The organism is Paenibacillus sp. ClWae2A (genome assembly GCF_032452295.1).
In the GTDB taxonomy this organism is placed as follows: domain Bacteria; phylum Bacillota; class Bacilli; order Paenibacillales; family Paenibacillaceae; genus Paenibacillus.
The window spans coordinates 218648-243781 of record NZ_JAULSQ010000003.1 but is presented as its reverse complement, the minus strand read 5'-3'; the positions used below and the strand labels follow the sequence as shown (position 1 = coordinate 243781).

Sequence of the window (25134 nt, the reverse complement as noted above, 5' to 3'; positions counted from 1 at the left end):
TTCCTTTAAGTATGTAGACTTGGACGATGAGTGCCAGAGTTGAGATGCTTAAGATTATTCGCAGGATAATCGCCGATGAGCGATCGGGATGATGGCTTCGTTTGGAGATAAAGTATAGGGTGTACCATAGAAGACTAAAAAGCAGAAGTGAAACTAGGAGTAGAATGGCAATCATGCATGAACACCTTTCTGTAATTAATTTCACTGAATAATTGGAATAACATGACAACTAATTATAACATAGGTTTTTCTGGAGTCTGACATTTTCATAGAAGTTAAGGGATGAACTATGGTGTGAATGGTGCAATATATTTGATGTATTTTCACAGGATGGACTTTGCTTTCCTCCGGGTGGAGCGGTAAACTGTTGCATACGAGCCTTATGGATTAATGTCCTGGATTTTACGTCAAAAAGGCGGACTATGTCGATATGCATTTATTTTAGACAGATTTGGAGGAAGTACGATTGGAAATGTTTACGATGCTGCTGGGTTTATTTGAACGGGCGGCGCTGTTGATTATATTTTTATTCTTTCTGTCGAGGGTGCCGAGATTTAGGCAGATTCTGCAAAAGGGGAAATTAAGGTGGCAGGAGTCTGTTGCGGTTACCTTGTTATTCTGTGCTTTTGCCATCTTCGGGACATATACGGGTATTAATGTCGAAGGTTCACTGGTGAATGTGCGGATCATCGCCGTGTTATCAGGTGGTATTTTGTTCGGAGCGCCTGTGGGTATTATTACGGGTATTGTCTCCGGGGTGCATCGATATTTGATTGATATGGATGGAGTCACAGCTATACCGTGTCTGATCACGAGTATCCTGGCAGGTCTGGTCTCTGGATATATACATAAGTACACGCCCAAGCCTAAGCGATGGATTATCGGTATTGGTGCTGGAATGATCTGTGAAGCGCTCACGATGTTATTGATCCTGCTATTTTCCTATCCCGATCCACTGGGTGCCGATATTGTTTCGAAGATTGCGCTGCCTATGATTCTGGGTGAAGTCAACATTGGGCTGATTGTGCTCCTGGTGCAGAGCGTCGAAGGGGAGAAAGAGATGATTGCGGCTCGTCAGGCGAAGCTGGCACTGGAGATTGCGAACAAAACCTTGCCGTATTTCCGTTCGATTGATGAGGATTCTCTACGCAAAATCTGCCGGATTATTCAGGAGGATATTCAGGCCGATGCGGTTGCAATTACGGATACCCGGAATGTACTGGCTTATGTAGGATTTGGTGAGGAACGCTATCATATCGGTAATGAAATTATAAGTGAGATGACCAAGAAGACGATATCCAGCGGGGAGATAACGATCAGTAATGATGTGATTGATGAAAAAACACCCGATATCCACTCGCTGTTAATCATTCCGCTCAAAGAACGAGGCGACATTACAGGGGCGCTCAAAATCTATTATCGCAAAGCGTATAAAATTACGTATCCTTTGCAAACGATGGCTGTAGGTCTGTCGCAGATCATTTCCACTCAGATGGAGGTGTCACGGGTAGAAGAGATTAAGGCTGCTGCGAACAAAGCAGAGCTCCGTGCCTTACAGACGACCATTCATCCTCATTTTCTGTTTAATGCGCTAAATGCGATTGCATCGTCCATCCGAACCAAACCGGATCGTGCGCGGGAATTGATTGTGAATCTATCCGGGTACATGCGCTACAATCTGGAACTGTCGGATGAGCTAATCGATATTCATAAGGAACTTGAGCAGGTCCGTAATTATGTAGAGATTGAGAAAGCTCGCTTTGGCAGTCGACTTAACGTGATCTATGAGATTGATGAGGTTGCGGTGCATATTCCGAGTCTTGTTATCCAGCCGCTCGTCGAAAATGCAATTATTCATGGCATTCTCAAGGTGAAAGGACCTGGGACCGTTCGAATTCGGATACAGGATTATCCGGAGTTTGTACGAATCAGTGTCAGTGATACAGGGGCAGGCATCAGTGCAGATATTATTGAACGGGTCTACCACGATCGTATGCCTGGTAACCAGATCGGGCTATATAATGTGCATCGCCGGGTCAAGCTTATCTACGGACAAGGTGTAACCATTACTAGGCTGGAACAAGGAACCGATATTTTATTTGATGTGCCCAAAGGAGATGTCGTAACAAGGTGATGATGGATCAATGAGAGCTCTTATTGTGGAAGACGAGATTCTGGCAAGTGAGGAATTGAATTATTTAATTCAGGAGCATAGTCATATTGAAGTGGTGGATCGCCTTGAAGACGGGCTGGATGTACTGAAGTTTTTGCAGGAACAAGAAGTTGACGTCATTTTCCTCGATATCAATATTCCCTCGCTGGACGGCATGATGCTGGCCCATCATATTGGGAAGTTTGCGATTAAACCCTATATTGTATTTACTACGGCGTATAAGGAACATGCAGCAGAAGCTTTTGAGTTGGAGGCGTTTGATTATATTCTGAAGCCTTATGACGAGAAACGAATTGCTGCAATGCTCCATAAGCTGGAGCTCGCATTCAAACGTGATCATACGCCGATGGAGCAACATGTTGAGGATGGACCAGTTACTATGGGGGACGGATCTGCTGCACAGGGAGATCTGTTACGAGAACGAGATACGAATTCCCATACGGACAGAAGAATTAATCTGCTGCGGAATGACAATATTATTGTTACGGATACGGCAGATATCTACTATGCGGAAGCGCAGGAGAAAGTGACAAAGGTTTATACCAAAAATGGGGAGTTCACCATGCCAGTGAGCATATCGGATTTTCACAGCCGTCTGCCACAGGATACGTTCTTTCGCTGCCACCGTTCCTACGTCGTAAATCTGTCGCAAATCCGTGAAATTGTACCTTGGTTCAACAATACGTATCTGCTCCGTCTGCGCGATCTGGAGGCTGAAGTACCTGTAAGTCGCGGGAAGGTCAAAGAATTCAGGCAACTCATGCGCATCTAGAAGCATTTCATTCCGCATCTGATGCAACTCATGCTCAAAACGGTGTGATGAATCCCCTTTCATGTATGATTAGCTTGTGAACGCATTCATGTATATGACATCGGCAAAGGGGAGATCACGATGAAAGCAACCATTTCATCCGTTTCATCAACACCTGAATCAACATTTGCACCTACAAAAATGAACCGCTGGCTTATTGTATTGGGGACCATCATTGTACAAATGGGTCTTGGAACCATCTATACTTGGAGTTTATTTAATCAACCGTTGTCTGATCGTTTCGGATGGGACGTCAGCTCGGTCGCGATAACTTTTTCAATTACCAGTTTTGCTTTGGCGTTTGCCACATTGTTTGCAGGACGATTGCAGGAACGTTGGGGTCTTCAGCGCCTGATCCGTGTAGCCGGGGTTGTGCTCGGACTGGGTCTAATTCTGAGTTCCCAAGTCACTTCGCTAACATTGCTGTACATTTTGGCTGGATTTGTCGTTGGTTTTGCAGATGGTACGGCGTACATTACATCGTTGTCTAATCTGATCAAGTGGTTCCCGGAGCGTAAAGGTCTGATCTCGGGGATCTCGGTCGGCGCATTCGGTACCGGTAGTTTATTGTTCAAATATGTGAACACGGCATTGATTGGTGCCGTTGGTCCTGCTCAGGCATTTATGTACTGGGGCATTATCGTTCTTGTTCTGGTGGTTGCGGGATCATTCCTGATCCGTGAAGCTGTTGTTCGTGAACAGGCTCCGGCAAGCAAGGAAGGATCCAAACAAGTCGTAGCACGTCATGACTATACAGTGAAAGAGATGCTGCGTACAAAAGAAGCGTACATGCTGTTCGTTATTTTCTTCACGGCGTGTATGAGCGGTCTGTATCTGATCGGTATTGTCAAAGATATCGGTGTACAGCTTGCTGGACTTGATGTAGCTACCGCTGCGAACGCAGTGGCCATGGTTGCGATCTTTAACACGGCAGGACGTATTATTCTCGGTGCGCTGTCGGATAAAGTAGGACGAATGAAAGTCATCGCTGGTGCGCTGCTGGTTACAGCCGTAGCTGTCATGACACTTAGTCTGGTTCCACTGACTTTCGGAATTTTCTTCGCCTGTGTGGCGGCCGTTGCCTTCTGCTTCGGCGGTAACATTACGGTATTCCCGGCGATTGTGGCCGATTACTTCGGACTGAAGAATCAGAGCAAAAACTATGGTGTGATCTATCAGGGCTTTGGATTTGGTGCTTTGGCTGGATCATTCATCAGCGCCCTGCTGGGCGGATTCCATCTAACCTTCATCGTGATTGCTGTACTCTGTGCTGTCTCGCTGTTGCTCGCACTGATCATCACCCCTCCAGGTGAAGGTCGTCGTGCACGTCAACGTGAAAAACAGATGAACCTTAACCCTTCATCACGGGCAAGCTAACAACATGCACGGGAAGTACGGAACTGAGAATATTTCTTCATCTTAAAAAGCAAATTAAAAAAACAAAGTAAACAAAGCGGTCTCCAGTTGAGGCCGCTTTTTGGTATCTACAGTGGTCAGATTGCTGACTTGTTGGCCTATCGGATCATCTGGCTGCCTGCAAGCGTGTTGCCTTGTGTGCATTCCATCATTCGCATCTGTTATACTCTAGGTGAATTCAACAAGACCAAGATAAGTTATGTACCCCAGAGGAGGCATATCATGAAGTTCATTAAATACACACAACCTGATTTTGATGATTATTATGCATTGGTTTCCAATATGGAAGTAATGAAACAGATTACAGAACGTGCAATACCGGAGCAAGAGGCGAGAACGCAATTTGAGTCCATGCTTGATTTTAATGAGCGTTCCACTTGCGGACATTATCGGGTATTTAGTGAAGATGGTGCTGGTGTGGCGTATGCCAAATTGATTCCGGATCAGGAGGACCCGACCAAGGCTGAGATAGGTTACATGATCCTGCCTGAACATTGGGGTAAAGGCCAAGGCACATCCATAGCGTCACGGTTGATTATTCAGGCACAAGCCGCAGGGATTGGATCACTCTATGCAGTTATCGATCCGGGTAACGCTGCTTCCCGCCGGATCTTGACCAGACAGAACTTTGTATCCACCTGGACAGGCGATTACGATGGTCTTCCTGGTGAGATTTTGGAGTTAAATCTTCAAATGAAGCGATAAATGAAAGGTTCTGCGGGTAATCAGATAATATAGGGCATCTTGCATGATGTGGATGGAACTCATTATCATCATGGGAGTCCACCCATCCACATTTCATGCAAGATGTTTATATATATAGAGGTGGAGGAGATGAGATGTGAGCAATTCAACCATGGAACGTCTGAATGCATTGCTGCCGGAGTGGCTGGAGACCAGTCGTTTGCACACCGGGCAGGGTAAGGTGGCCTCTTATATCCCGGAGCTTGTCAAAGCCTCTCAGGATGAGCTTGGTATACATATCATGGACGCCGAAGGGAACCATGTGTCGGCAGGGGATTGCGGTGTCCCATTTACGATGCAAAGTATCTCCAAAGTATTCACCCTTATTCTGGCCCTGATGGATCATGGGGAAGAAGCGGTTTTCTTTAATGTAGGAAAAGAACCGACAGGCGACGATTACGATTCGATGATCAAGCTTGAATTGGTTGAACCCGGAATTCCGTTCAATCCTCTGATCAATGCGGGTGCGATTACGGTGTCCTCGCTCGTTGGAGGAGACTGCAAGGAAGAGAAATCACGCCGCATTCTGGAGTTTTTCCGCAAACTGGCGAATAATGAACAGCTGGGCTACAACGAAGAGGTATTCCAGTCCGAATCGGAGAGCGGTCACCTGAACCGTTCACTTGGTTATTTCCTGAAGCATAATGGTGTGATCAAGGATGACGTGGAAGATGTACTTGCCGTGTATTTCCGTCATTGCTCTATTGAAGTTACCTGTGCTGATCTGGCACGAATGTCACTTGTTCTGGCTTATGATGGAACAGATCCGATTACGGGCAACGAACTTATTCCTCGTCGTTATGTACAGATTGCCAAAACCTTCATGACGACCTGTGGTATGTACAATGCGTCAGGCGAATTTGCAATCGAGGTGGGATTGCCCGCCAAGAGTGGTGTATCCGGAGGGATATTGACCCTTGTGCCGGGACAATTCGGCATAGGTCTTGTCGGCCCGGCTCTGAATCGCAAAGGCAACAGTATTGCCGGCGTGCATCTGCTCGAGCGTCTATCCAAGGAATTCGACTGGAGCTTTTTCTAAGAAGTTTTTCAGAAAAAAAGAAGCTTTACCCTTATATGTAGCCGATGAATCACGTATCTGATATTTTGCTTCTTTTGAACGAAGTGAATGGTCCGGATATGTCTCGTCGGCTGCTTTTGGTATTCATCAGGATGTGTAGGAAGGCAGTCCCGCATGGCAACGGCTACGCTGCATCTATCATGGAACATCCACAACATCGGGGTGGGTATATACGCCTTGAGTCATTAATTCAGTCATAGGCAAGCGCCACATCTGTAATGAGGTTCATCTGAATATCCCGGGACCCGTCTTCCATCAGTAGTCTGAGGGTACGGGCAGGACGGTCCAGCCGAAGCACTTGACCGGTGTAATGGATATCGTCATGTTCGTGAAACAACGTAATAGTGACCTTATCTCCAAGCATCATCGAGTTGCTGAGTAACCGGGACATTTCTTCTGCCGCCTGGGCATCCAGAGATGGGCGGGTACGAGGAGCAAGTTGTTCCTGATGAAGAATATAGGCTTCCCGGTGTTCAGGGAGCATCATGCGTGAGGACTCAAAGATACCGTTTTGCTGCAATTTTTTACTCATTTATAATGACCTCCAATTTTATGAGAACGTTCCTGTGCCTGGGCGGACGAGCAGAGGGAGGATGCTCGCATAATGGCAGTATCTCCGTATCTGCGCTTAATATCATCCGTGGCACGTTCCAATTCTCTTTTGCGTTCGCGGTCATCGAACCAGGACAGCTGCACTTCAGAATCAGGCACAAGTCCGGTCAATGACACGCTGATGCGGCGGATGGGTAATCCGTCCCAATGGCGCAGGAACAGAGCTGCTGCCGCATCGTATACTTCATCCGTAATGTTGGTGGGTTCATTCACCTTCATCTGGCGGGAGAAACCGGTTGGCCGATCATAATCCTGTCCGCGACATCCAACCGAGACCACATGGCCCATGAGTGATTTGTCCCGGGAACGTCGACTGACGAGTTCCGCCAGTTCAAGCAGTACCACTTTGATATCTTCCCAGGAGTCATAGTCCCTGGGCAGCGTCATCTGATGTCCGATTCCCTGCTGCTGATGAGCATATGTCCCAGGTTTGACCGGGGAATCATCAATACCGCGGGCGATACGCCATAATACCTCGCCATTCACACCCCAACGTTCTCTCAGTCGGGACAGTGGGGTCTGGGCCAGATCACCGATCGTATGCACGCCCATCTTGTAGAGATGCTGCGCCATGCGGGAACCAACCATGAACATGTCTCGCACAGGCTTCTCCCAGATGGTTGAAGGCAGATCTTTGCGAAGCAGCGTGCAGATGCCTCCAGGGACTTTTTTGGCATACAGATCACAGGCGATCTTGCTAACGACCTTGGTATCGCTGATACCGATTCGAATGTACACACCCGTCTCCTCCATCACCCTGGATTGAATGCTGCGCGCAATCGTCTCGGGACTGCCGAACAGATCCAGGCTTCCGGTGACATCGAGAAACTGTTCATCAATACTATAGGGTTCCACCAGATCGGTGTAAGACTGAAGGATACGTGTAATATGAAGGGACACCCGAATGTACTCGGCCATCCGGGGGCGAACAACAACAACATCCGGACATTTGGCGAGCGCTTCGCCCAGTCGTTCTGCTGTCGTAATTCCATAGGACTTGGCGAGTGGACAGGCCGCAAGAATAATACCCGAACGGCGCGCCGGATCTCCCGCGACAACGAGGGGGCGGTCCTTATATTCGGGGTGTGCAGACTTCTCCACACTGGCATAGAATGACTGGCAGTCTGCCAGCATGATGACACGTCTGTCTTGGCGAGGCATAAGACTTCTCTCCTTATTCGTGATGCTAAGCTATTATGTTAAGAAGCAATTATTTTCATTTGAACATCGATAATTAACAGTTTATTTACAGCATGGAACAAGTGTTCTTGTTTTATAAGCATATCCGACAATTCGAAATGCAGCAACCGGAATTATTTTGCAAATTGGACACAATTATTGGTTAGCTGTATTAGAGGCAGGAATTAGGAAATAAGATGTGCTTTTTTACATTTAATGTGAGAGATCCATGACCTCTGGGTGATGACCGGGCGTTCATTTAGGTTTTTGTAAAAAGGTTATAAATGGGCACAGTCCTATAGAGGGGGACTGATGTCCTTTTTTGATTTTCTGCATTTTTCAGAAAACCTTGATGTGACGCGGAATATCGCTGATGCGTTATCGGACTATAGTATCAATTTTGTAATCTTTATGGTTAATACTGTAAAAAGGCCCGCAACTTTAAAATATAACTCGCGTTTAATGGGGTATGTGTTCAAACGGCAAACGTTGCCTGTACCCGCGTTGCACATAACAATAAAGGTTCCAGAAGTGCAAGATCAACTGGGCATCTAATCCATGCGATTTTAGCAAATATTAGTGTTTGGGAATCAGACGTATCCTGGAGGCTTTCGGGTGCTAGTTGATGGCGCTTTTTACGAATTATGGGCAGAATGTTCCATTTCATGTTTGCTTCCATCAGCCTAGTTACAAATGCAGAGTCTTAGCGCTATAGTGAGAACTACACCGCTGACATCTCTACCAAGCGGACATCCGAAGCGGAAAGATTCGTAAACTTCATGTTGGACCATTCGATGTTGAAGCAGGATGCATATTAGAGAGGTGAGCAATCTAAAGACATGAGCAGACAAAGACGAAGACGCTGGCTATTAACGGTGTTGACAGGAGCAGTGGTGGTGACCGGTGGGATATTTGCCGGATGGCACTATATGCAACCCAAGCTCGTTACGTACACAGCGGAGAACGGCACGGAGATGAAATTCAAGACCGATGGAGACCGGTTCATGGAATACGGGCCAGATGGAGCGTGGAGGGAGATGTTCGTCAAAGGTGTCAACCTGGGCGCAACTTCACCGGGGCATTACCCGGGAGAATTCCCGCTGACCAAAGAGGATTACTTGCGGTGGTTCCAGCAGATCGAGGATCTGGGAGCCAATGTAATCCGGGTATACACGGTTCACGAACCGATTTTCTACTCCGCATTAGTCGAATATAACCGCGGCCGGGAGCAACCGTTATATTTTATACAGGGCATATGGTCACCTGAAGAAGAGCTGATTGAGAAACAGGATGCCTATGCAGTCCATATTGAGCAGACGTTCAAGCAGGAGATTGAAAAGGCCGTATCTGCTGTCTATGGCGATGCGGACATTCCTGCCAAGCAGGGAGAGTCCAGCGGCAAATACAAAACGAATGCAGGAAAATACCTGATGGCCTGGCATTTGGGGACGGAATGGGACCCGGCGATGGTAGACAACACGAACGCGAAACATGCGGACGTACCACAGTACAAGGGAGCTTATTTCTCGGCAAGTCCAGAAGCGTCACCGTTCGAGAACTGGCTTGCAGAACTGCTGGATCATACGGCGGCCTTGGAGAAGAATTATGGATGGGAGCATCCGATGACCTTCACCAACTGGGTAACCACCGATGTGCTGGATCATCCCGGCGAGCCGCTGTATGAAGAGGATCTCGTCAGTGTGGATGCCCGACATATTCAGCCGGAGGCATGGCAGGGAGGTTATTTTGCGGCCTACCATGTGTACCCGTATTACCCGGATCTGTTCCATATCGATAAGACACTCCAAACGATCAAAGATGAGAACGGTGAGTACAACACGTACAAAAGTTATCTGCGCAAGCTCAAAGCCGAGTTTTCCGATATGCCTTTAATGATTACAGAGTATGGCGTACCCTCTTCCCTTGGTATTTCCCATCTGGGTATGGGTGGACGGAATCAGGGTGGACATAACGAAGTAGAGCAGGGAGATATTGACGCGTCCTTGACGCAGGATATCTATGATGAAGGATACTCGGGAGCGATTGTGTTCATGTGGCAGGATGAATGGTTCAAAAAAACATGGAACACGATGCCGCTGGAAATCCCGGCTGATCGCCGTGCATATTGGCTGAACGTACTGACAAACGAGAAGATGTTTGGTCTGCTTGCCATGGACCCCGGTAAACAGGAACAGTTGACCATCGACGGATCACTGGATGACTGGGATGATCTGAAGGATGAAGAGGTCACGACCTGGCAGGGCCAAGTGGACGGCATTCAGGAAATGAAGATGACCCATGATGAAGCCTATCTGTATATTGGGCTGACCTTGGATCAACCGTTTGACCCGGAGAAGACAGTGCTGCGAATTGGCACAGATACACTTGCTGGAGGCAGTCAGCCTGACAAGTTACTCCCGGGCCGGACACTCAGTGATGGTCTTGAGACAGTGATTACACTGGGGCAGGATGAAGAATCACAGGTGGAGATTGCCAAGGATTATGACTTTAATCAGCGTCTGTACGGCAAGGAAGGATACGACATGCTGCCAGATCAGCAGTCAGATTCCACAGATCCGTTCCACCCATGGAATCTGGCAGTCAGCCTGAGGATGACACCGCCGGATACCCGATCTGCTCAACCGTTCATGAATGAAAAGGTCGGAACATTGAAGCGAGGAACGACGGCTCCCGGCCAGCCTGATACGGATTCATTAACATCATGGCAGTATAACGGCAATCAAGTAGAGATGCGAATTCCTTGGATGCTGCTTGGGTTCGGTGATCCGAGTTCGCTGCAAGCGATCGACTATGGAGCGCTCAAGAATGGACGTGAGTTCTCCACAGTTGCTGTGGAAGGCGTTACCCTCATTCCGTGGTTAACGGACCGCGCCACGAAGAAAGTATCTTGGCCTGGGGGTGAACAGACGACGCTGGATCTGAAGACTTTGCCCGTATATAGCTGGCAGCCTTGGGAGCAGGTTCAGTATAGTGAACGCCTGAAGCTAAGCTACGAAAAAATGAAGAAGAGCTATGAAAAAATCCCTAGTTTTCAGATCGAATAAATAAGTATAAAGGAGGACCTTTTCACATGTTTCCAAGTTTGGCTTTGGCCTATCTGTTTTTGTACATCTGTATCGCACTTGTTGTTGTAGGCGTCATCGTATTGTTTGCCATGAAAATGTCCCACAACGGCAAACGACGTAAGACGGCGTTTTATGAATTGAAACAGCGTGACTACTTCACCTATCTGCAAACAGCCTTGACCGAGAATAGTCCGCTCAAACTGCCACCAGGCAAACTGGCTCCGCTGGAACGCAGAGTCATTCAGGACAGGCTGATTGAATGGATCGACCAGTTCAAGGGTGAATATCGCGACAAATTAATTGCACTGTGCCGTGAAGCAGGATTCGTAGAGCATGATCTGAAGGAACTGGGCCGTCTGCGTTACGGTCGCCAGATCGATGCTGCGTATCGCTTGGGTGGCATGCGTTGTCCCGAAGCCGTTCCGGGTTTGATGGAATTGCTGAAGGATGAGAAACCGGGCCCGATGGCCATTATGATTGGTCGTTCTATCTCCAGGTGTACGACCCGCCAAGGTGAACTGAAAGACATGCTGGCATTGCTGTTAACCAAAGGCAAATCCATTCACCATCTGGCTGCAGATATTCTGCTCGAAACGAGTCTGGATACGAGCAGAATTCTAATTGAATTGCTGGAAGACCGGAATCCTGATTTTGTCAAAGTCGGACTGGTTGCCATGTGGGGACAAGCTGTACCTGAAGTGATGCCTGCACTCGACAGACTGGTAGGCGCAGAACATCAGGATGTACGTGCCGAGGCGGTGAAGCTGTATCTTAGCGCAAGTCCGGCACTCCGGGATGAGACCATTCTGAAGCTGATCCAGGACCCCGATCCGGAAGTTCGCGCCGAAGTGGTACAAGCGCTTGGTTCGAAACATGCATCTGGCAGTATTCCATTGCTGCGCAAAGCGCTGCGGGATGAGGACTGGAGAGTTCGATATAACAGTGCGGAGAGTCTGAGCAAGCTCGGTGAACCGGGATTCGAAGCGCTGTGTCAGGCTGCGGTGCAAGGTACAGTTGCTGAACGCGAGATTGCGATGCAGCAGATTGAGAGCACCATGCAGCATACGAGAACCGATGACAGAGCTGTAGAGCAGATGATTGCACATAACAAAAAAAGACTGCTGTACGATCGCTATTTCGGCCCTGTCCGAGAGAACAGAACCAGCAAGAAACGCACAGGTGTCGCTACGGTAGGAGGGGATTACACTGCTTAGGGATCTACTATTAATCTACGGCATGGTCGCAATCTACTATGTTGTTTTTGTAAATACGCTCTATTTTTCCATACTGGCCTTATCGTTCCGTAACATCTGGACGATCTTCCGGCGGTCGCATTATTCCAAATACAATACATTGTCAGGCTCGGAACTGGTGCCTTCCGTTTCTCTGCTGGTACCGGCGTACAACGAGGAACTGACGATTATTGAAAATGTGAACTGCCTGATGACGCTGAATTATCCAACGTATGAAGTCATTGTTGTGAATGATGGCTCCAGTGATGCCACGCTGAAGATCCTGTTGGAAGAATATCGTCTGAAGCCAGTACCCAATACGAAGATTCGGGGCAAGATCGCCTGTCAGAAAATTCGTGGGATCTACCATAATCCAGAGTTCCCTGATCTGTATGTCATTGATAAGGAAAATGGCGGAAAGGCCGATTCCCTCAATGCCGGGATCAACCTGTCCCATTATCCACTGATCTCTTCCATTGATGCTGATTCGTTGCTGGAGAAGGATGCCCTGATCCGCATGGCACGCATGTATCTGGAGAATCCGGAAGAGACGGTAGCCATCGGTGGAGATGTAAGGATCGCCAATGGCTGCAAAATTGAAAACGGGGCAGTGCAAGATGTATCGCTGCCACGCAAGATCTGGCCCATGTTCCAGTCGATAGAATATCTCAAAGCCTTCCTGGGCGGACGGATTGGCTGGAGTCACATGAACGGTCTGATCATTGTCTCCGGTGCCTTCGGCATGTTCCGCAAGGACGCAGTAATCGCCGTAGGCGGATACCGGGATGGTTATCCTGGGGAAGACATGAACATCATCATCAAGCTTCACCGTTATATGCTGGAAAACAAATTGAAGTATCGCGTTGCCTTCTGTCCTGAGGCCGTATGTTGGACACAGGCACCGGATTCCTACCGGATCTTGTCCAGTCAGCGCAAGCGCTGGGGCCGTGGGAATCTGAAGAATATGATCGAGAATCGCGGCATGTTGTTCAATCCGAAATATAAGGTTATGGGTATGGTGACCATGCCATATAACGTCCTTTTTGAAGCGCTGAATCCGTATTTCCGGATTACCGGACTTCTGGCTCTCACCGGATATGTGCTTCTGGATATGACACAATGGCCGATTCTGGTTCTGTTCGGACTGCTGAACTTTGTGAGTGGTTATCTGCTGAGTGTAGGCGCACTTGTCCTGGAGGAGATTGCATTCAAGCGTTACAACAAACTCTCCGATCTGGTCAAAATGCTGGTCTACTCCGCGCTGAAATTCGTGGGTTACCATCAGCTCGGCGTACTGTGGAGATTGCAGGGACATGTGCAGTTCATGCAAAACAACAACTCATGGGGTACCATGACACGTCAAAGCTGGTCCGAGGATGAGAAGAAAACAAGCGAAGCCGCTTGATTAAAGAATAATCAAAGCAATTATATGTCCAACTAAACATTTACACGATAACGGAGAGGACAGAAATAACCTGAATAAGCGAAGCGTGCGCCTAAAAGCTTTCTGAAAGAAAGCTGCATCGAAAGCATACGCTTATCCCCGGATTTCCCCCTGTATAAAGGAATCAGAAAATCTGGGGATAACAGTGATCGTAAGGTTGTTCTGTCATCGGAGTGTCAGTGTAAATAATATTTTTTTGGACTTATATAGATAATCGAGGAGAAGGGTGGAAAAGAACATGCCAAATACGGCGACATTGCAGCGTGAGGCTGCCGTTAATGTGTACCGAAGTGTAGAACAGGGATTGAAGGAAACGGGTGCCGAAACATGCGGCTTAATGTTCATCCATTGTGCAGGAAACTCTCAACCTGAGCAGCAGGTCAGGACACATCTGGAGCAGACGAGCGAGTCTGCCTTCCAGGTGTGGAAGGATGGGGCTACCCAGGCGATTGCCGTCCTGCTGCCAGGGTTGTCACTGGATGAAGTTCATTATGAAGGACTTCGAATCAAGCATGAGTTGCAAGAGACTGTACCCGGTGCCGATCCACAGATTACACTGGCCAGTTTCCCGGAAGGGGAGCGCCCTTCGAAGGCAACCATTCAGCATATGGCTGAATCCTCGAAGCTCGTAGATTCGTCGGAGATTCATATCTACACGCTAGACAATACGGTGGACGAGCCGGAACGAATTTTGATTGTAGATAACGATCCTACGGTACGCGAATTCCTGCAATTGCGGTTGAAGATGCAGGGGTATGAAACCTATGAAGCCGTCGATGGACTGGCTGCACTGGAGTTGATCGAGAAAGTCACACCAGACCTGGTGCTCACGGAGCTGAATCTGTATGGTATCGATGGGCTGCCGTTCATCCATCATATCCAGAACCTGGAGATGGAGCAGCCACCCAAAATTGTCGTGTTGACCGAGCAACGTGTCGAGCAGACGATCAGTCAATGCTTCCGCAGCGGCGTGGATGATTACATGACCAAACCGTTCTCACCTGTAGAGCTGGATGCTCGAATCAGACGCTGCCTGCATTAGAAGACGGCTTGAATAAGCTGATTGTGTGAAGTGCAAAGTAAGAGCTTTTTTTACACTATGAATCAGATAGATTAGAGCAACATTTAGAGCACAGACACTCATCTATTTATATGGATTTTAAGCACTACCAAATACACTGCCCGGAGGGAATATCATGGAGAATCAACAATTCCACACATTACTGAATGCGATTGAAAATAAAGAAGCTGTACTCGGCGTCGTCGGGCTCGGTTACGTAGGACTTCCACTTGCCGTGGAAATGGTCAATCAAGGTTTCACGGTAATCGGAATTGATCTGGATGCGACCAAAGTAGAAAGTATCTATCAAGGAGATTCCTATATTCACGATATTTCGTCCGATGAGTTGAAAAAAGTAATGCAAAGCGGTCGTTTCCAGCCAACGACAGATTACAGCTTGCTGCGTGTGATCGACGCACTCAGTATCTGCGTACCGACACCGCTTAGTGAGAATCAGGACCCGGATACGTCTTACATCGAGACGGTTGTGGATCAGATCAAACTGCACATGAAACCGGGCATGCTGATTACGCTGGAGAGCACTACTTATCCAGGTACAACCGAAGAATTGATCCAGCAGCAGCTGGACAAGATCGGACAAGAAGCAGGTAAAGACTATTTCCTCTGCTTCTCGCCTGAGCGTGTGGACCCGTCGAACGGACGTTTCACCACATTTAATACACCGAAAGTAATCGGGGGTACAACCGAAGCTTGCTTGAAACTCGGAACAGCACTGTATAGCAAATACGTAGAAACCGTAGTACCAGTATCTTCGCCAAAAGTGGCTGAGATGTCCAAACTGCTGGAGAACACATTCCGCAGTGTGAACATTGCCTTTGTAAATGAAATGGCGATGATGTGCGACCGTATGGGCATTGATATCTGGGAAGTTATTGACGCGGCGGCGACGAAACCATTTGGTTTCATGCCATTCTATCCAGGCCCAGGCATCGGTGGACACTGCATTCCGCTTGATCCGATGTACCTGTCATGGAAGGCCAAAGGTTTCCGTTTCTATAGCAAATTCATTGAGCTGGCGCAATCTACCAATGACAACATGCCATATTATGTGTTGAACAAAACGTCAACGATTCTGAACGAATACGCTAAATCCGTACGTAAATCCAATATTCTGCTCCTCGGTATGTCGTACAAACCGAATATTGCCGACCTGCGTGAATCACCAGGACTGGAAGTATATGAACTGTTCAAGGAAAGTGGAGCTAACGTAAGCTACTACGACCCACATGCGGATTCCTTCCAGGACAAACATGGCGAGACCGTTCACAGCGAAGTGTTCAATCTGGAGCAGTTCAAGAAGTACGATTGCATCGTGCTGATCACCAACCACAGCGATTTACCTTACTTTGATATTGCCGAGATGGGTGTGCCGATTCTGGATACACGTAATGCATTCCGTTCGTACACACATCCGCATATCTACAAGATTGGTCACTCGGTACAGCATCCTGTGCTTGAACCAAGTGAAGCGTTGCTCGTCTGAGGAAATATATGAGGCAACGGGGCAAGCTGGTGGGTATGGCGAAATGGGCCATTCTGGCTGTGGTGTTGTGCCTGCTGCTTCTGTCCTGGATGTTCAAATGGTTCCAGGCAGAGGAGCATAAAGCGACCTGGCTGTGGGACGCGTCCATTATTGCAGAACAAACGCCTGAGATTATTGCCTTTTCCAAAGAACAGGGCGTGGATACCATCTTCCTGCAAATCCAGGATGAGGTGCCTGACGCAACATACCGCAAATTCATTGCGGCTGCAGGGCAGGCTGAGATTGAAGTGCATGGACTTAACGGTCATGCAGACTGGGCCTATGAGGAGAAGCGGGATGAAGGAATTGCTTTTATCGAGCGAGTACGAGCATACAATGCAGCTTCGGCCAAGAATGAACGTTTCGAAGGCATTCAACTGGATGTAGAGCCGTATCAGCTGAAGCGCTGGGAGAACGAGGAGAGCAGCGTCATTGCAGAGTGGCAGAACAACATGAAGGCCTGGACAAAAGCCGGCGAGGATGCCGGACTGTACATGAGCGCTGCCATTCCGTTCTGGCTTGATGCCCGTCAGTCGGCTGAAAGTGAGGGTACATTCAGTCGCTGGGTGATCTCCCACTTCGATGCGGTGGCCATTATGGCTTACCGGGACAGTGGACAGCAGATGTATGATCTGTCCAAGGAAGAACTGGACGAAGCGGATGATCTGGGCAAGAAAGTCTGGATCGGAGCGGAACTCGCGGATACACACGAGGGGGATCACCTGACCTTTTTCCGTAAACCGGTTAGCAATATGAATGAAGAGATGGCAAAGGTGTTTGATCTCGGTACCTCTCATTCTTCTTTTGCAGGTGTGGCTGTGCATCATTATGAAGCATGGTATGCCAAGGAGAACGGTATTCCGCTTGCGCGTAAGAATGAGGAGAAGGAATAGCGTTACGTCAATGTAAAAAGTTCCTGGTTTCGAGTACGTGCGTCAAGACTGTAGTATAGAAAGAAGGCAAGTCCCGGGTAGATGGGGCTTGCTTTTTTTGGTGGTGGATTAGTGCTGGATTTTGCAGCACCATGATGTACAGGATACGAATCTCAGGAGTCCATTGCAATTTGGTAAAGGAGACATCTTACCTAACCGTACACAATGCGTGGTGCATGAGGCATGGATTATAGTCTGGGGAGCGAAAGGTCGCTCCCTTACTCTTTCGTGCTCTCCGCTGTCCGATAGCGATTGGGCGGCAGACCGACTTGCTTTTTGAACGCTTTGGAGAAGGAGAACAAGTCCGGGTAACCTACGGAATGAGCCACTTCGGTTAAGCTTAGCGGCGTCTGCACGAGCAGACGTTTGGCCTGATTCATTTTCAATTGCTGGATATATTGCACAGGGGACAGACCATACGCTTTGCGGAACTGTTTGGCAAAATGGGTTCGATCCACACCTGCATGAGCGGATACACCTTCCACGGAGATGCCGCCTGCAAAATGAATATCCATGTATTCCTTGCCTTTCTGGAGCCAAGGCGTGGCCGAATCCGGTTGCAATCCTTTTGTTGCCGGGGAACGGGCTATCCGGTCAAAGAGATTTAGAAATCGGGTGAGTCGTCCCAGATCACTCGCTCCATCCTGCGGTTTGCGAACATCCTCCATGAACGAGCGCATGGCACTTGCAGTCTCCGGTGTCAGTACACCTGAACGATACGGTGAGTCGGGTGTAAGTCCGATTCGAGACAACAGTTCCGCTGCGTATGCACCATCAAAGGCAATAAATATTTTCTGCAATGTGTCCTCCGGGTCCGTCCAGTATTCATGCGTAACATGTGGAAACAGACAGAACGCATCCCTGGCACGAAGGGCATGACGCTGTCCATTCTGTATGAATGTACCTTCCCCCTCTAGCACAAACAGCAAATAATGATAAGGTGTGGTACGCGGGCCAATATGATAGTTGGTCTTGGCTATATTACGGCCGATGCGAATCGGCCAGGCGCCACCAGCTTTCTCGAATTCAGATGGAGTGAAGAAAATAATATCCAAAAACTCATGGTGGTCCTCCTTCATGCTCTCGGTCATCAGGAACACCTCTTTAATGTATAAGTATCGTTTGTAGATTCTAAAAGTTTCGCTTACAGATGTAGTTCAAAAAGTCCACTTTTGATTACGAATCATGCCTAGTGGCATCATCAACATCGAAGCTGAAATTCAGCCGAAATGTCCGTTGCTCACGTAGTTTTCCTACGCTCCGCTACTCCATTTCTAGCTTCATTCCATCTTCTCGGTACTGAAAACCAGACTTTTTGAACACGTATTTAAACCTATTATACAGGTGGGTTTTATACATATTCAAGATCGGGAAGACCTAAATCTGAGAAAAGACCACAAAATGACAAAATAAAATTGCCGCGAAATGACATTGCTCACAGACAAATCAATTGTTATGATGTCCATACCTATTAAACCAAGTTAATTAATCGGCATTTGGGTGTGTACTTTGAAAATGAGTTAGAAATTAGGCACACTTTAAAAATAAGTTTTAAACGAGTGCAAACGTAGTGGAGGGGACGAAATCGATTCTGAAGAAACGTAGTGTTCACCTTTATCTCCGGATTTTCCCTTAGAAAAGGGAATCAAAAAATCTGGAGATAACAGTGATCGTAAGAACGATTCGTAACCGGAACGGCGGAGTGGCAGAACAGTGATCTTATTCTTAACATGAGACTTTATTTATTCATAGAAGGGATTGACTTTTGTGAGCGAACAGGAAGATATGAAGTTTGGATGGTTTTTGCCTACAGCAGGGGATGGTAAGTATGTAGGGGTTGCCCCGGAGCGGGAGCCAAGTTTGGATTATCTGATCGATGTGGCCCAGACGGCGGAGAAGGCAGGATTCGAATTTGTACTGATTCCGACAGGGGGAGCCTGTCTGGACGCATGGGTAGTTGGCTCGGCTGTGATGAGTCACACCAAGACATTGCGTCCCCTTGTCGCCATTCGCCCGGGTTTGGTTACACCCGTACTCGCTGCACGCATGGGAGCAGCACTGGATCAGCTCTCTGGTGGTCGCGCCATGATCAATGTGGTGACAGGCAGTTCTGTTCGCGATCTGGAGGAACTCGGCGATCCACTGGCACATGCGCATGATGAACGGTATGTGCGGGCGAGCGAGTATATGGAAGTCATGAAGCGTTCATGGACCCAATCGACGGGACTGAATCTGACGGAATTTGCCGGAAGTGGTTCAAAATCTGGAGCAGATGCAGCCAGCGATCCCAATCCAGAATTCAACGGCCAGTATTACAACTTCAAAGGACCGGTAGGCATGCCGGAGACGGTGCAAAATCCGCATCCACCATTCTATCTGGGAGGAAGTTCTCCGATTGCCAAGAAGGTAGCAGTTGAACATGCAGATACGTTCCTCATGTGGGGCGAGCCTCATGACTGGATTCAGGAGCAGATTGAAGAGATTGAGGTCATTCGTCAGCAGGTGAAAGAGGAAACGGGACAAGATCGTCAGATCCGTTACGGCATGCGTGCTCAGGTACTCATTCGGGATACCGAAGAAGAAGCATGGGCAGCAGCTTGGGAGATTATTAGCAAAGTACCACCAGAAGCGATCGAGAAAGCCAAAGCTGCTTTTGCCGAGACGGATGCAACAAACCAACGCAGACAGAACGAGCTACGGGAACTGTCCGAGAAGCAGCAGTTTGTCGTAGGTCCCAACCTGTGGACAGGATTGTCCGTTGTGCGTTCCGGCGGTGCGATCCTCATTGTAGGTACAGCCGAACAGGTGGCAGAGCGCTTGATGGAATATGGAGATCTGGGCGTAACAACCTTCATTCTGTCCGGTTACCCGCATCTGGAAGAGGCAGAAATCTTCGGACGTACCGTGATGCCGATCATTCGCGAGAAATGGAAAACAAGACAGAAGCAGCACCAAGTTACTACTAACTAAATAGGTTCAACTAATCTTTTTATACGAAAACGGAGAGGACAGAAATAACGTGAAGAAGCGAAGCGTTCGCCTTTATCCCCGGATTTTTCCTTTTATAAAAGGGAATCAAATAAATCTGGGGATAACAGCGATCGGAAGGTTATTCTGTCATCGGAGTGCGTTCAGTATAAACATTCTTTAGTTAACATATCAATCATCCTCAGGAGGTCCTCTTTCATGAAAAAAAATAAAAAATTGATCCTGCCGCTCGTCAGTATGCTGGTGATGTCCATCCTGCTGTCAGCTTGCGGCGGTGGGGATAACGCGTCATCTGGAGAGAACGGCTCCTCGGGTTCAGGTAAAGTTACGATCAGCTTCATGCACTGGCGTGGAGAAGATTCCGAAGCACTCAACAAGACTATTGACGCATTTGAAAAAGAAAACCCGAACATCAACGTGGAGATGCAGACACTGCCCTCCGATCAATACCAGTCCACCGTACAATCCAAAATCAGTGACGGTTCGGTAGGAGATGTATTTGCTTCCTTCCCGGGTGCACAGTTTGAAGCCTTTACCAAAGCCGGATTGTTCACGGATCTGACTGGATCATCGTTCTTGTCGGCCTACAATTCAAAGCTGATTGAATCAGGACAGCATGATGGCAAGCAATATGCGATCCCGTATCAACTCGTATATAACGATCCAATCTATAACGTAAAACTGTTTGAACAATACGGCTTGACGCCACCAACCGATTGGGAAGGCTTCCTGGCACTTTGCCAGAAGCTGAAGGACAATGGCATCATTCCGATTGCTTTTGCCGGAGCTGACATTGGCCCAGGGCAATTCATGAATACGATGGTGATGAACAATGCACCGAGTGACGACATTTTTACCAAAGTAGAAGCGGGCGAAGCCAAACTGACAGATGAGTTTTGGGTGAAAACGTTGACTCAAATCAAAGAACTGAACGATAAAGGTTACTTCCAGCAAGATGCACTGGGTACGAAGGACCCTGCGGCTGGCGCACTGTTTATCCAAGAGAAAGCAGCGATGCTGGCAAGTGGATCGTATCAATTGGCTCAGAACAAACAGCAGAATCCAAATCTGGAGCAAAAACTGCTTGCACCAATCACGGTAAGTGCAGATCAAGCGAAGTATGAAGGGGTGCATACGACTACATTCATGCTCGCCGTGAACAGCAAGTCTAAACATCCGGAAGAAGCGAAGAAATTCATCGAATTCCTGAGCAATCCGGAAGTGGCGAGTGACTATGCCAACCAAACGGGACAAAATGTAACGGTGAATGATGTGAAGTACGACACGCCTGAGCTTCAGGTAGCCGGAGAATGGGCAACCAAAAAGACCGTGTTCCAGCCACGGTTCACCATCTTGAACGGAGACAATCAAAAAGCAGTAACCAACTCCATTCAGGCTGTGCTGAGCGGCACTTCTCCGGAAGAAGCAGCACAGCAGGCACAAGCGATCATTGATCAGCATATCGGGAAATAAACGATGAAAAACCGTCTTCAGCTATCCCTGTTTCTGATCCCCGGGTTGCTGCTGTACGTTGGATTGTTCGTATTTCCTACATTGACGGGGCTGTTCTACTCCTTTACGGATTGGGATGGGGTATCCCCGTCGTATGCATTTGTAGGGCTGGATAATTACAAGGACAGTCTCAGCAGCATCGTATTCCGCAAAGCCTTTGGCAATAACGTGGAGTTCATGTTAACGGTTGTTATTGCACAGACCTTTATTTCACTTGTCCTGGCCCTGCTCTTGGTACGCAATACCAAGACACGCATTGTGCTTCGGGCATTGTATTTCCTGCCTGCGATTCTCTCCTCCGTATCGGTCGGACTGATCTGGGCATTCATGTATGATCCATCCATTGGATTGATCAACTATGGATTGAATGAAGCCGGGATGAGCAGTATTGCTCGCAACTGGATTGGTGATCCTAAGATCGCCATCTATTCCATTGCTGCGGTACAAGTCTGGGCCCATGCCGGGCAGATGATGATTGTATTCATCGCAGGTCTGCAAGGCATTCCGGCAGAACTGTACGAAGCGGCTCGCATGGATGGCGGTAGCAAATGGCAGGTATTCCGTACCGTGACCTGGCCGCTGCTGGCACCTTCGGCAACGATTGTTGTGGCCTATACGACCATTCAGTCGTTCAAGGCATTTGACCTCATTTTCACAATGACGGACGGAGGCCCGAATTACGCAACTGAAATTTTGACAACATATATCTATCATACCGCCTTTGGCAGCTATTCATTTGGTCTGGCTTCTGCCGGTTCCATGATCTTCCTGGTGTTGCTCGCGCTCTTGACGCTGTTGCAGTTCAAGGCACTGCGTGCCGACCGGGTAAGTTATTGAGGTTGATGTTGGAGCATTCATCCTGCAACCGAGGCAGAAGGGAGTTCACATGTTTTTAAAATGGTTCAATCGCCTGATCCTATTGGTGTACGCGCTGCTGATTCTGGTGCCGCTGTACTTTGTATTTGTATCCTCGTTCAAAACAAGCAGCAACTTCTTCACCAGTCCGTTCAGCTGGCCAGACCCGTTTACGTGGGATAATATCACTGGCATGTTCCGTAATCAGCCGATGTGGCAATATTTCGGGAACAGTCTGGTTGTGACGCTGGGTACGGTTGCAATTGAATTAGTGCTTAGCAGCATGATCGCTTACGCCATTGTACGTTGGGGCGGCAGTGTAGGCAAAATTGTGTTTGCTCTGTTCGTAGCAGGGTTGATCGTTCCTTCCCAAGTGAGTATGCTGCCGATCTATTCTCTCACGCGTACACTCGGGTGGTCGGACAGTCTGACGGGCCTGATTGTGGTATCTGCCGCGATGCTGATGCCTGTCTCTGTATTTATGCTGACAGGTTTCATGCGCATGCTCAATTCGGAGATTCTGGAAGCGGGCAGTATGGATGGGGCCAGCGAGTGGAGACTCTATACACGGATTGCACTGCCACTGGCTGCACCTTCGCTGGCGGCAACGGCTACGTTTCTGCTCGTCATGGTATGGAATGATTTGCTTATTCCGATGCTGATGCTCAGCAGTAAGTCCAAGCTCACGTTACCGCTCGCGCTTATGCAGTTCCGCGGGGAATACGTGACGAACTATCCGATGATGCTTACAGGGGTGCTGGTAACAGCCATTCCGATGATTGCGTTGTTCCTTCTGCTCCAGCGTTACTTTGTTGCCGGTCTGACAGCGGGTTCACTCAAGGGGTGAGGTATCGCAGAAATCGGAAGGAAAAGCTTATTTTGCATTGATTTCTGGGGCATTCTGCATAATAATGATTTAGTGTCAGAATGACTACATAGAGATCAAGGGAGCTATAAGTGATGAGCAAACTGGAAGTATTACGGAATCCCAAGCAGCGCAAGCTGCTGTTCAGTGCCGGCATGAGCTGGCTGTTTGATGCGATGGAAGTTGGTATGATTTCCTTTATCGTGGCTGCACTCGCCAAGGAATGGAGTCTCAGTCCCGGCCAAGTCGGGGTGCTTACGAGTATTAACTCGATCGGTATGGCGCTCGGTGCTTTGCTTGCAGGTGCACTTGCGGACCGTTTTGGACGGAAGGCCATTCTGATGTGGACCTTGCTAATATTCACGATTGCAAGTGGTCTGTCTGCACTTGCGACTGGATTTGCCGTGTTGTGTGCACTGCGTCTGGTTGCAGGGATTGGACTTGGCGGAGAGCTGCCCGTGGCATCCACACTGGTATCGGAGTCGATGCCTACAGCGGAACGCGGACGTGCCGTTGTATTATTGGAAAGTTTCTGGGCAGGGGGCTGGATTGTATCAGCGCTCATTGCCAACTTTGTCATCCCGGAGTACGGATGGAGAATTGCTTTTGCCATTGGTGCACTTCCGGCGTTCTATGCACTGTATCTGCGTCGTGCCATTCAGGACCCACCGCGGTACAAGAATCATACCAAGCTTCATAAAATCACGTTCCGCGAGAAAGTGGCTACCGTCTGGTCAGCACCACATCGCCGTACAACGTTGATGCTCTGGATTTTGTGGTTTACTGTCATTTTCTCTTATTATGGAATGTTCCTGTGGCTGCCTTCGGTCGTGATGGCAAAAGGATTTACGTTGGTTAAAAGTTTCCAATACGTGCTGATCATGACGATCGCACAGTTGCCAGGTTACTTCACCGCGGCGTACTTCATTGAACGTTACGGTCGCAAGTTCGTACTTGTTGTGTATCTTACCTTGACTGCATTCAGTGCGATTGCGTTTGGACTGGCAACAACCGAAGCGACGATCTTGGCCGCAGGAATCTGTCTTTCCTTCTTCAATCTGGGAGCCTGGGGTGGTCTGTACGCCTACAGCCCGGAATTGTATCCGACTTCTGTTCGTTCGACAGGTGTGGGTCTTGCCACATCCGTTGGCCGGATCGGTGGGGTACTTGCTCCATTAATGGTCGGTATGCTGGTTCAACGCGAAGTGGCGATCAGCCTGATTTTCACGATTTTCTTCGTGACGATCCTCATTGGCGCAGCGGCTGTACTGTTCTGGGGCCGGGAAACGAAGGGTCAAGAACTCGCCGAGTAATTGTCATTATATTCAAGCGCAACTTTTGTGCGGGTCTGTCTGCCTACGGAAATGGGGGCTGGACAAGCGGTAAAAGGTTGATACAAGAAGAGGTGTGACCCTGATATGACCATGGGCTCATGCCTTTTTTTTGTTATGTCCAAGACTCATTTTTACATGCTCCATCGGTCCGATAGACTTCATTTTTTCTATATCCTATAATGACACTCGGGATGTAGATCCGTGAGGATTCAGGGGGAAGAAGTGGGATCTGGATTCAGAAAAGTGGAGGTTAATAGTATGATGAAGAAC

General features: G+C 48.3%; 19 protein-coding genes. 16 read left to right on the top strand and 3 right to left on the bottom strand.

Annotated features, from left to right (window positions below):
* Nucleotides 1-481: 481 nt before the first annotated feature.
* The 5 genes from QVE09_RS12310 (at nucleotide 482) to glsA (ending at nucleotide 6183) form a co-directional block, all read left to right on the top strand.
* Nucleotides 482-2134 carry a LytS/YhcK type 5TM receptor domain-containing protein gene (locus QVE09_RS12310; protein WP_397387044.1) on the top strand — a complete coding sequence of 551 codons (1653 nt, stop codon included), beginning with the start codon at nucleotides 482-484 and terminating at the stop codon, nucleotides 2132-2134.
* A 10-nt stretch (nucleotides 2135-2144) separates the two neighbouring features.
* Nucleotides 2145-2945, top strand: a complete 801-nt coding sequence (locus QVE09_RS12305) for a LytR/AlgR family response regulator transcription factor (RefSeq protein WP_315937035.1) — start codon at nucleotides 2145-2147, stop codon at nucleotides 2943-2945.
* 180 nt (nucleotides 2946-3125) lie between these two features.
* Nucleotides 3126-4361: an L-lactate MFS transporter gene (locus QVE09_RS12300; RefSeq protein WP_036675050.1), complete on the top strand. Its 1236-nt coding sequence runs from the start codon at nucleotides 3126-3128 to the stop codon at nucleotides 4359-4361.
* A gap of 261 nt (nucleotides 4362-4622) precedes the next feature.
* On the top strand, nucleotides 4623-5105 hold the full coding sequence (locus tag QVE09_RS12295) for a GNAT family N-acetyltransferase (protein WP_076250904.1): 483 nt from the start codon (nucleotides 4623-4625) through the stop codon (nucleotides 5103-5105).
* A 151-nt stretch (nucleotides 5106-5256) separates the two neighbouring features.
* Complete coding sequence (gene glsA / locus QVE09_RS12290) at nucleotides 5257-6183, top strand: glutaminase A (protein ID WP_397387043.1); 927 nt, start codon at nucleotides 5257-5259, stop codon at nucleotides 6181-6183.
* A gap of 229 nt (nucleotides 6184-6412) precedes the next feature.
* Here glsA and QVE09_RS12285 read toward each other — a convergent pair whose 3' ends face one another.
* Complete coding sequence (locus QVE09_RS12285) at nucleotides 6413-6754, bottom strand: YolD-like family protein (protein WP_315937033.1); 342 nt, start codon at nucleotides 6752-6754, stop codon at nucleotides 6413-6415.
* Entirely contained in the window at nucleotides 6751-7995 is a 1245-nt protein-coding gene (locus QVE09_RS12280; RefSeq protein ID WP_315937032.1) for a DNA polymerase IV, read from the bottom strand. Before QVE09_RS12280 ends, QVE09_RS12285 begins: the two co-directional genes overlap by 4 nt.
* An 857-nt stretch (nucleotides 7996-8852) precedes the next feature.
* On the opposite strand from QVE09_RS12280, the gene QVE09_RS12275 reads away from it, so the two are divergent.
* From QVE09_RS12275 to QVE09_RS12250, 6 genes are all read left to right on the top strand, one after another.
* Nucleotides 8853-11078 carry a hypothetical protein gene (locus QVE09_RS12275; protein ID WP_315937031.1) on the top strand — a complete coding sequence of 742 codons (2226 nt, stop codon included), beginning with the start codon at nucleotides 8853-8855 and terminating at the stop codon, nucleotides 11076-11078.
* 26 nt (nucleotides 11079-11104) lie between these two features.
* Nucleotides 11105-12313: a HEAT repeat domain-containing protein gene (locus QVE09_RS12270; protein WP_091018251.1), complete on the top strand. Its 1209-nt coding sequence runs from the start codon at nucleotides 11105-11107 to the stop codon at nucleotides 12311-12313.
* Nucleotides 12314-12335: 22 nt separating this feature from the next.
* Nucleotides 12336-13736 carry a glycosyltransferase family 2 protein gene (locus tag QVE09_RS12265; RefSeq protein WP_315937030.1) on the top strand — a complete coding sequence of 467 codons (1401 nt, stop codon included), beginning with the start codon at nucleotides 12336-12338 and terminating at the stop codon, nucleotides 13734-13736.
* Between the two features lie 277 nt (nucleotides 13737-14013).
* The gene (locus QVE09_RS12260) at nucleotides 14014-14817 is read left to right on the top strand and encodes a response regulator transcription factor (protein ID WP_036614553.1); all 804 of its coding nucleotides are present in this window, start codon (nucleotides 14014-14016) and stop codon (nucleotides 14815-14817) included.
* A 154-nt stretch (nucleotides 14818-14971) separates the two neighbouring features.
* Nucleotides 14972-16339, top strand: coding sequence for a nucleotide sugar dehydrogenase (locus QVE09_RS12255; protein ID WP_315937029.1), 1368 nt, complete (start codon nucleotides 14972-14974; stop codon nucleotides 16337-16339).
* Between the two features lie 8 nt (nucleotides 16340-16347).
* On the top strand, nucleotides 16348-17271 hold the full coding sequence (locus tag QVE09_RS12250; protein ID WP_315937028.1) for a hypothetical protein: 924 nt from the start codon (nucleotides 16348-16350) through the stop codon (nucleotides 17269-17271).
* Between the two features lie 257 nt (nucleotides 17272-17528).
* Here QVE09_RS12250 and QVE09_RS12245 read toward each other — a convergent pair whose 3' ends face one another.
* A complete protein-coding gene (locus tag QVE09_RS12245; RefSeq protein ID WP_315937027.1) occupies nucleotides 17529-18401 on the bottom strand; it encodes an AraC family transcriptional regulator in 873 nt (290 codons plus the stop codon).
* A 694-nt stretch (nucleotides 18402-19095) separates the two neighbouring features.
* Between QVE09_RS12245 and QVE09_RS12240 the strand changes: the two genes are divergently transcribed.
* The 5 genes from QVE09_RS12240 (at nucleotide 19096) to QVE09_RS12220 (ending at nucleotide 24843) form a co-directional block, all read left to right on the top strand.
* Complete coding sequence (locus QVE09_RS12240) at nucleotides 19096-20280, top strand: LLM class flavin-dependent oxidoreductase (protein WP_315937367.1); 1185 nt, start codon at nucleotides 19096-19098, stop codon at nucleotides 20278-20280.
* 216 nt (nucleotides 20281-20496) lie between these two features.
* Entirely contained in the window at nucleotides 20497-21771 is a 1275-nt protein-coding gene (locus QVE09_RS12235; RefSeq protein WP_315937026.1) for an ABC transporter substrate-binding protein, read from the top strand.
* Nucleotides 21772-21774: 3 nt separating this feature from the next.
* On the top strand, nucleotides 21775-22647 hold the full coding sequence (locus QVE09_RS12230; protein WP_017687487.1) for a carbohydrate ABC transporter permease: 873 nt from the start codon (nucleotides 21775-21777) through the stop codon (nucleotides 22645-22647).
* Nucleotides 22648-22696: 49 nt separating this feature from the next.
* Nucleotides 22697-23512 carry a carbohydrate ABC transporter permease gene (locus QVE09_RS12225; protein WP_105599592.1) on the top strand — a complete coding sequence of 272 codons (816 nt, stop codon included), beginning with the start codon at nucleotides 22697-22699 and terminating at the stop codon, nucleotides 23510-23512.
* 113 nt (nucleotides 23513-23625) lie between these two features.
* Nucleotides 23626-24843: an MFS transporter gene (locus QVE09_RS12220; RefSeq protein WP_074095747.1), complete on the top strand. Its 1218-nt coding sequence runs from the start codon at nucleotides 23626-23628 to the stop codon at nucleotides 24841-24843.
* Nucleotides 24844-25134 lie beyond the last annotated feature (291 nt).

Coding starts and splice junctions, on each gene's coding strand:
- QVE09_RS12310 (WP_397387044.1), top strand. CDS start 482: ATGCTGCTGGGTTTATTTGAACGGGCGGCGCTGTTGATTATATTTTTA.
- QVE09_RS12305 (WP_315937035.1), top strand. CDS start 2,145: ATGAGAGCTCTTATTGTGGAAGACGAGATTCTGGCAAGTGAGGAATTG.
- QVE09_RS12300 (WP_036675050.1), top strand. CDS start 3,126: ATGAACCGCTGGCTTATTGTATTGGGGACCATCATTGTACAAATGGGT.
- QVE09_RS12295 (WP_076250904.1), top strand. CDS start 4,623: ATGAAGTTCATTAAATACACACAACCTGATTTTGATGATTATTATGCA.
- glsA (WP_397387043.1), top strand. CDS start 5,257: ATGGAACGTCTGAATGCATTGCTGCCGGAGTGGCTGGAGACCAGTCGT.
- QVE09_RS12285 (WP_315937033.1), bottom strand. CDS start 6,754: ATGAGTAAAAAATTGCAGCAAAACGGTATCTTTGAGTCCTCACGCATG.
- QVE09_RS12280 (WP_315937032.1), bottom strand. CDS start 7,995: ATGCCTCGCCAAGACAGACGTGTCATCATGCTGGCAGACTGCCAGTCA.
- QVE09_RS12275 (WP_315937031.1), top strand. CDS start 8,853: ATGAGCAGACAAAGACGAAGACGCTGGCTATTAACGGTGTTGACAGGA.
- QVE09_RS12270 (WP_091018251.1), top strand. CDS start 11,105: ATGTTTCCAAGTTTGGCTTTGGCCTATCTGTTTTTGTACATCTGTATC.
- QVE09_RS12265 (WP_315937030.1), top strand. CDS start 12,336: ATGGTCGCAATCTACTATGTTGTTTTTGTAAATACGCTCTATTTTTCC.
- QVE09_RS12260 (WP_036614553.1), top strand. CDS start 14,014: ATGCCAAATACGGCGACATTGCAGCGTGAGGCTGCCGTTAATGTGTAC.
- QVE09_RS12255 (WP_315937029.1), top strand. CDS start 14,972: ATGGAGAATCAACAATTCCACACATTACTGAATGCGATTGAAAATAAA.
- QVE09_RS12250 (WP_315937028.1), top strand. CDS start 16,348: ATGAGGCAACGGGGCAAGCTGGTGGGTATGGCGAAATGGGCCATTCTG.
- QVE09_RS12245 (WP_315937027.1), bottom strand. CDS start 18,401: ATGACCGAGAGCATGAAGGAGGACCACCATGAGTTTTTGGATATTATT.
- QVE09_RS12240 (WP_315937367.1), top strand. CDS start 19,096: ATGAAGTTTGGATGGTTTTTGCCTACAGCAGGGGATGGTAAGTATGTA.
- QVE09_RS12235 (WP_315937026.1), top strand. CDS start 20,497: ATGAAAAAAAATAAAAAATTGATCCTGCCGCTCGTCAGTATGCTGGTG.
- QVE09_RS12230 (WP_017687487.1), top strand. CDS start 21,775: ATGAAAAACCGTCTTCAGCTATCCCTGTTTCTGATCCCCGGGTTGCTG.
- QVE09_RS12225 (WP_105599592.1), top strand. CDS start 22,697: ATGTTTTTAAAATGGTTCAATCGCCTGATCCTATTGGTGTACGCGCTG.
- QVE09_RS12220 (WP_074095747.1), top strand. CDS start 23,626: ATGAGCAAACTGGAAGTATTACGGAATCCCAAGCAGCGCAAGCTGCTG.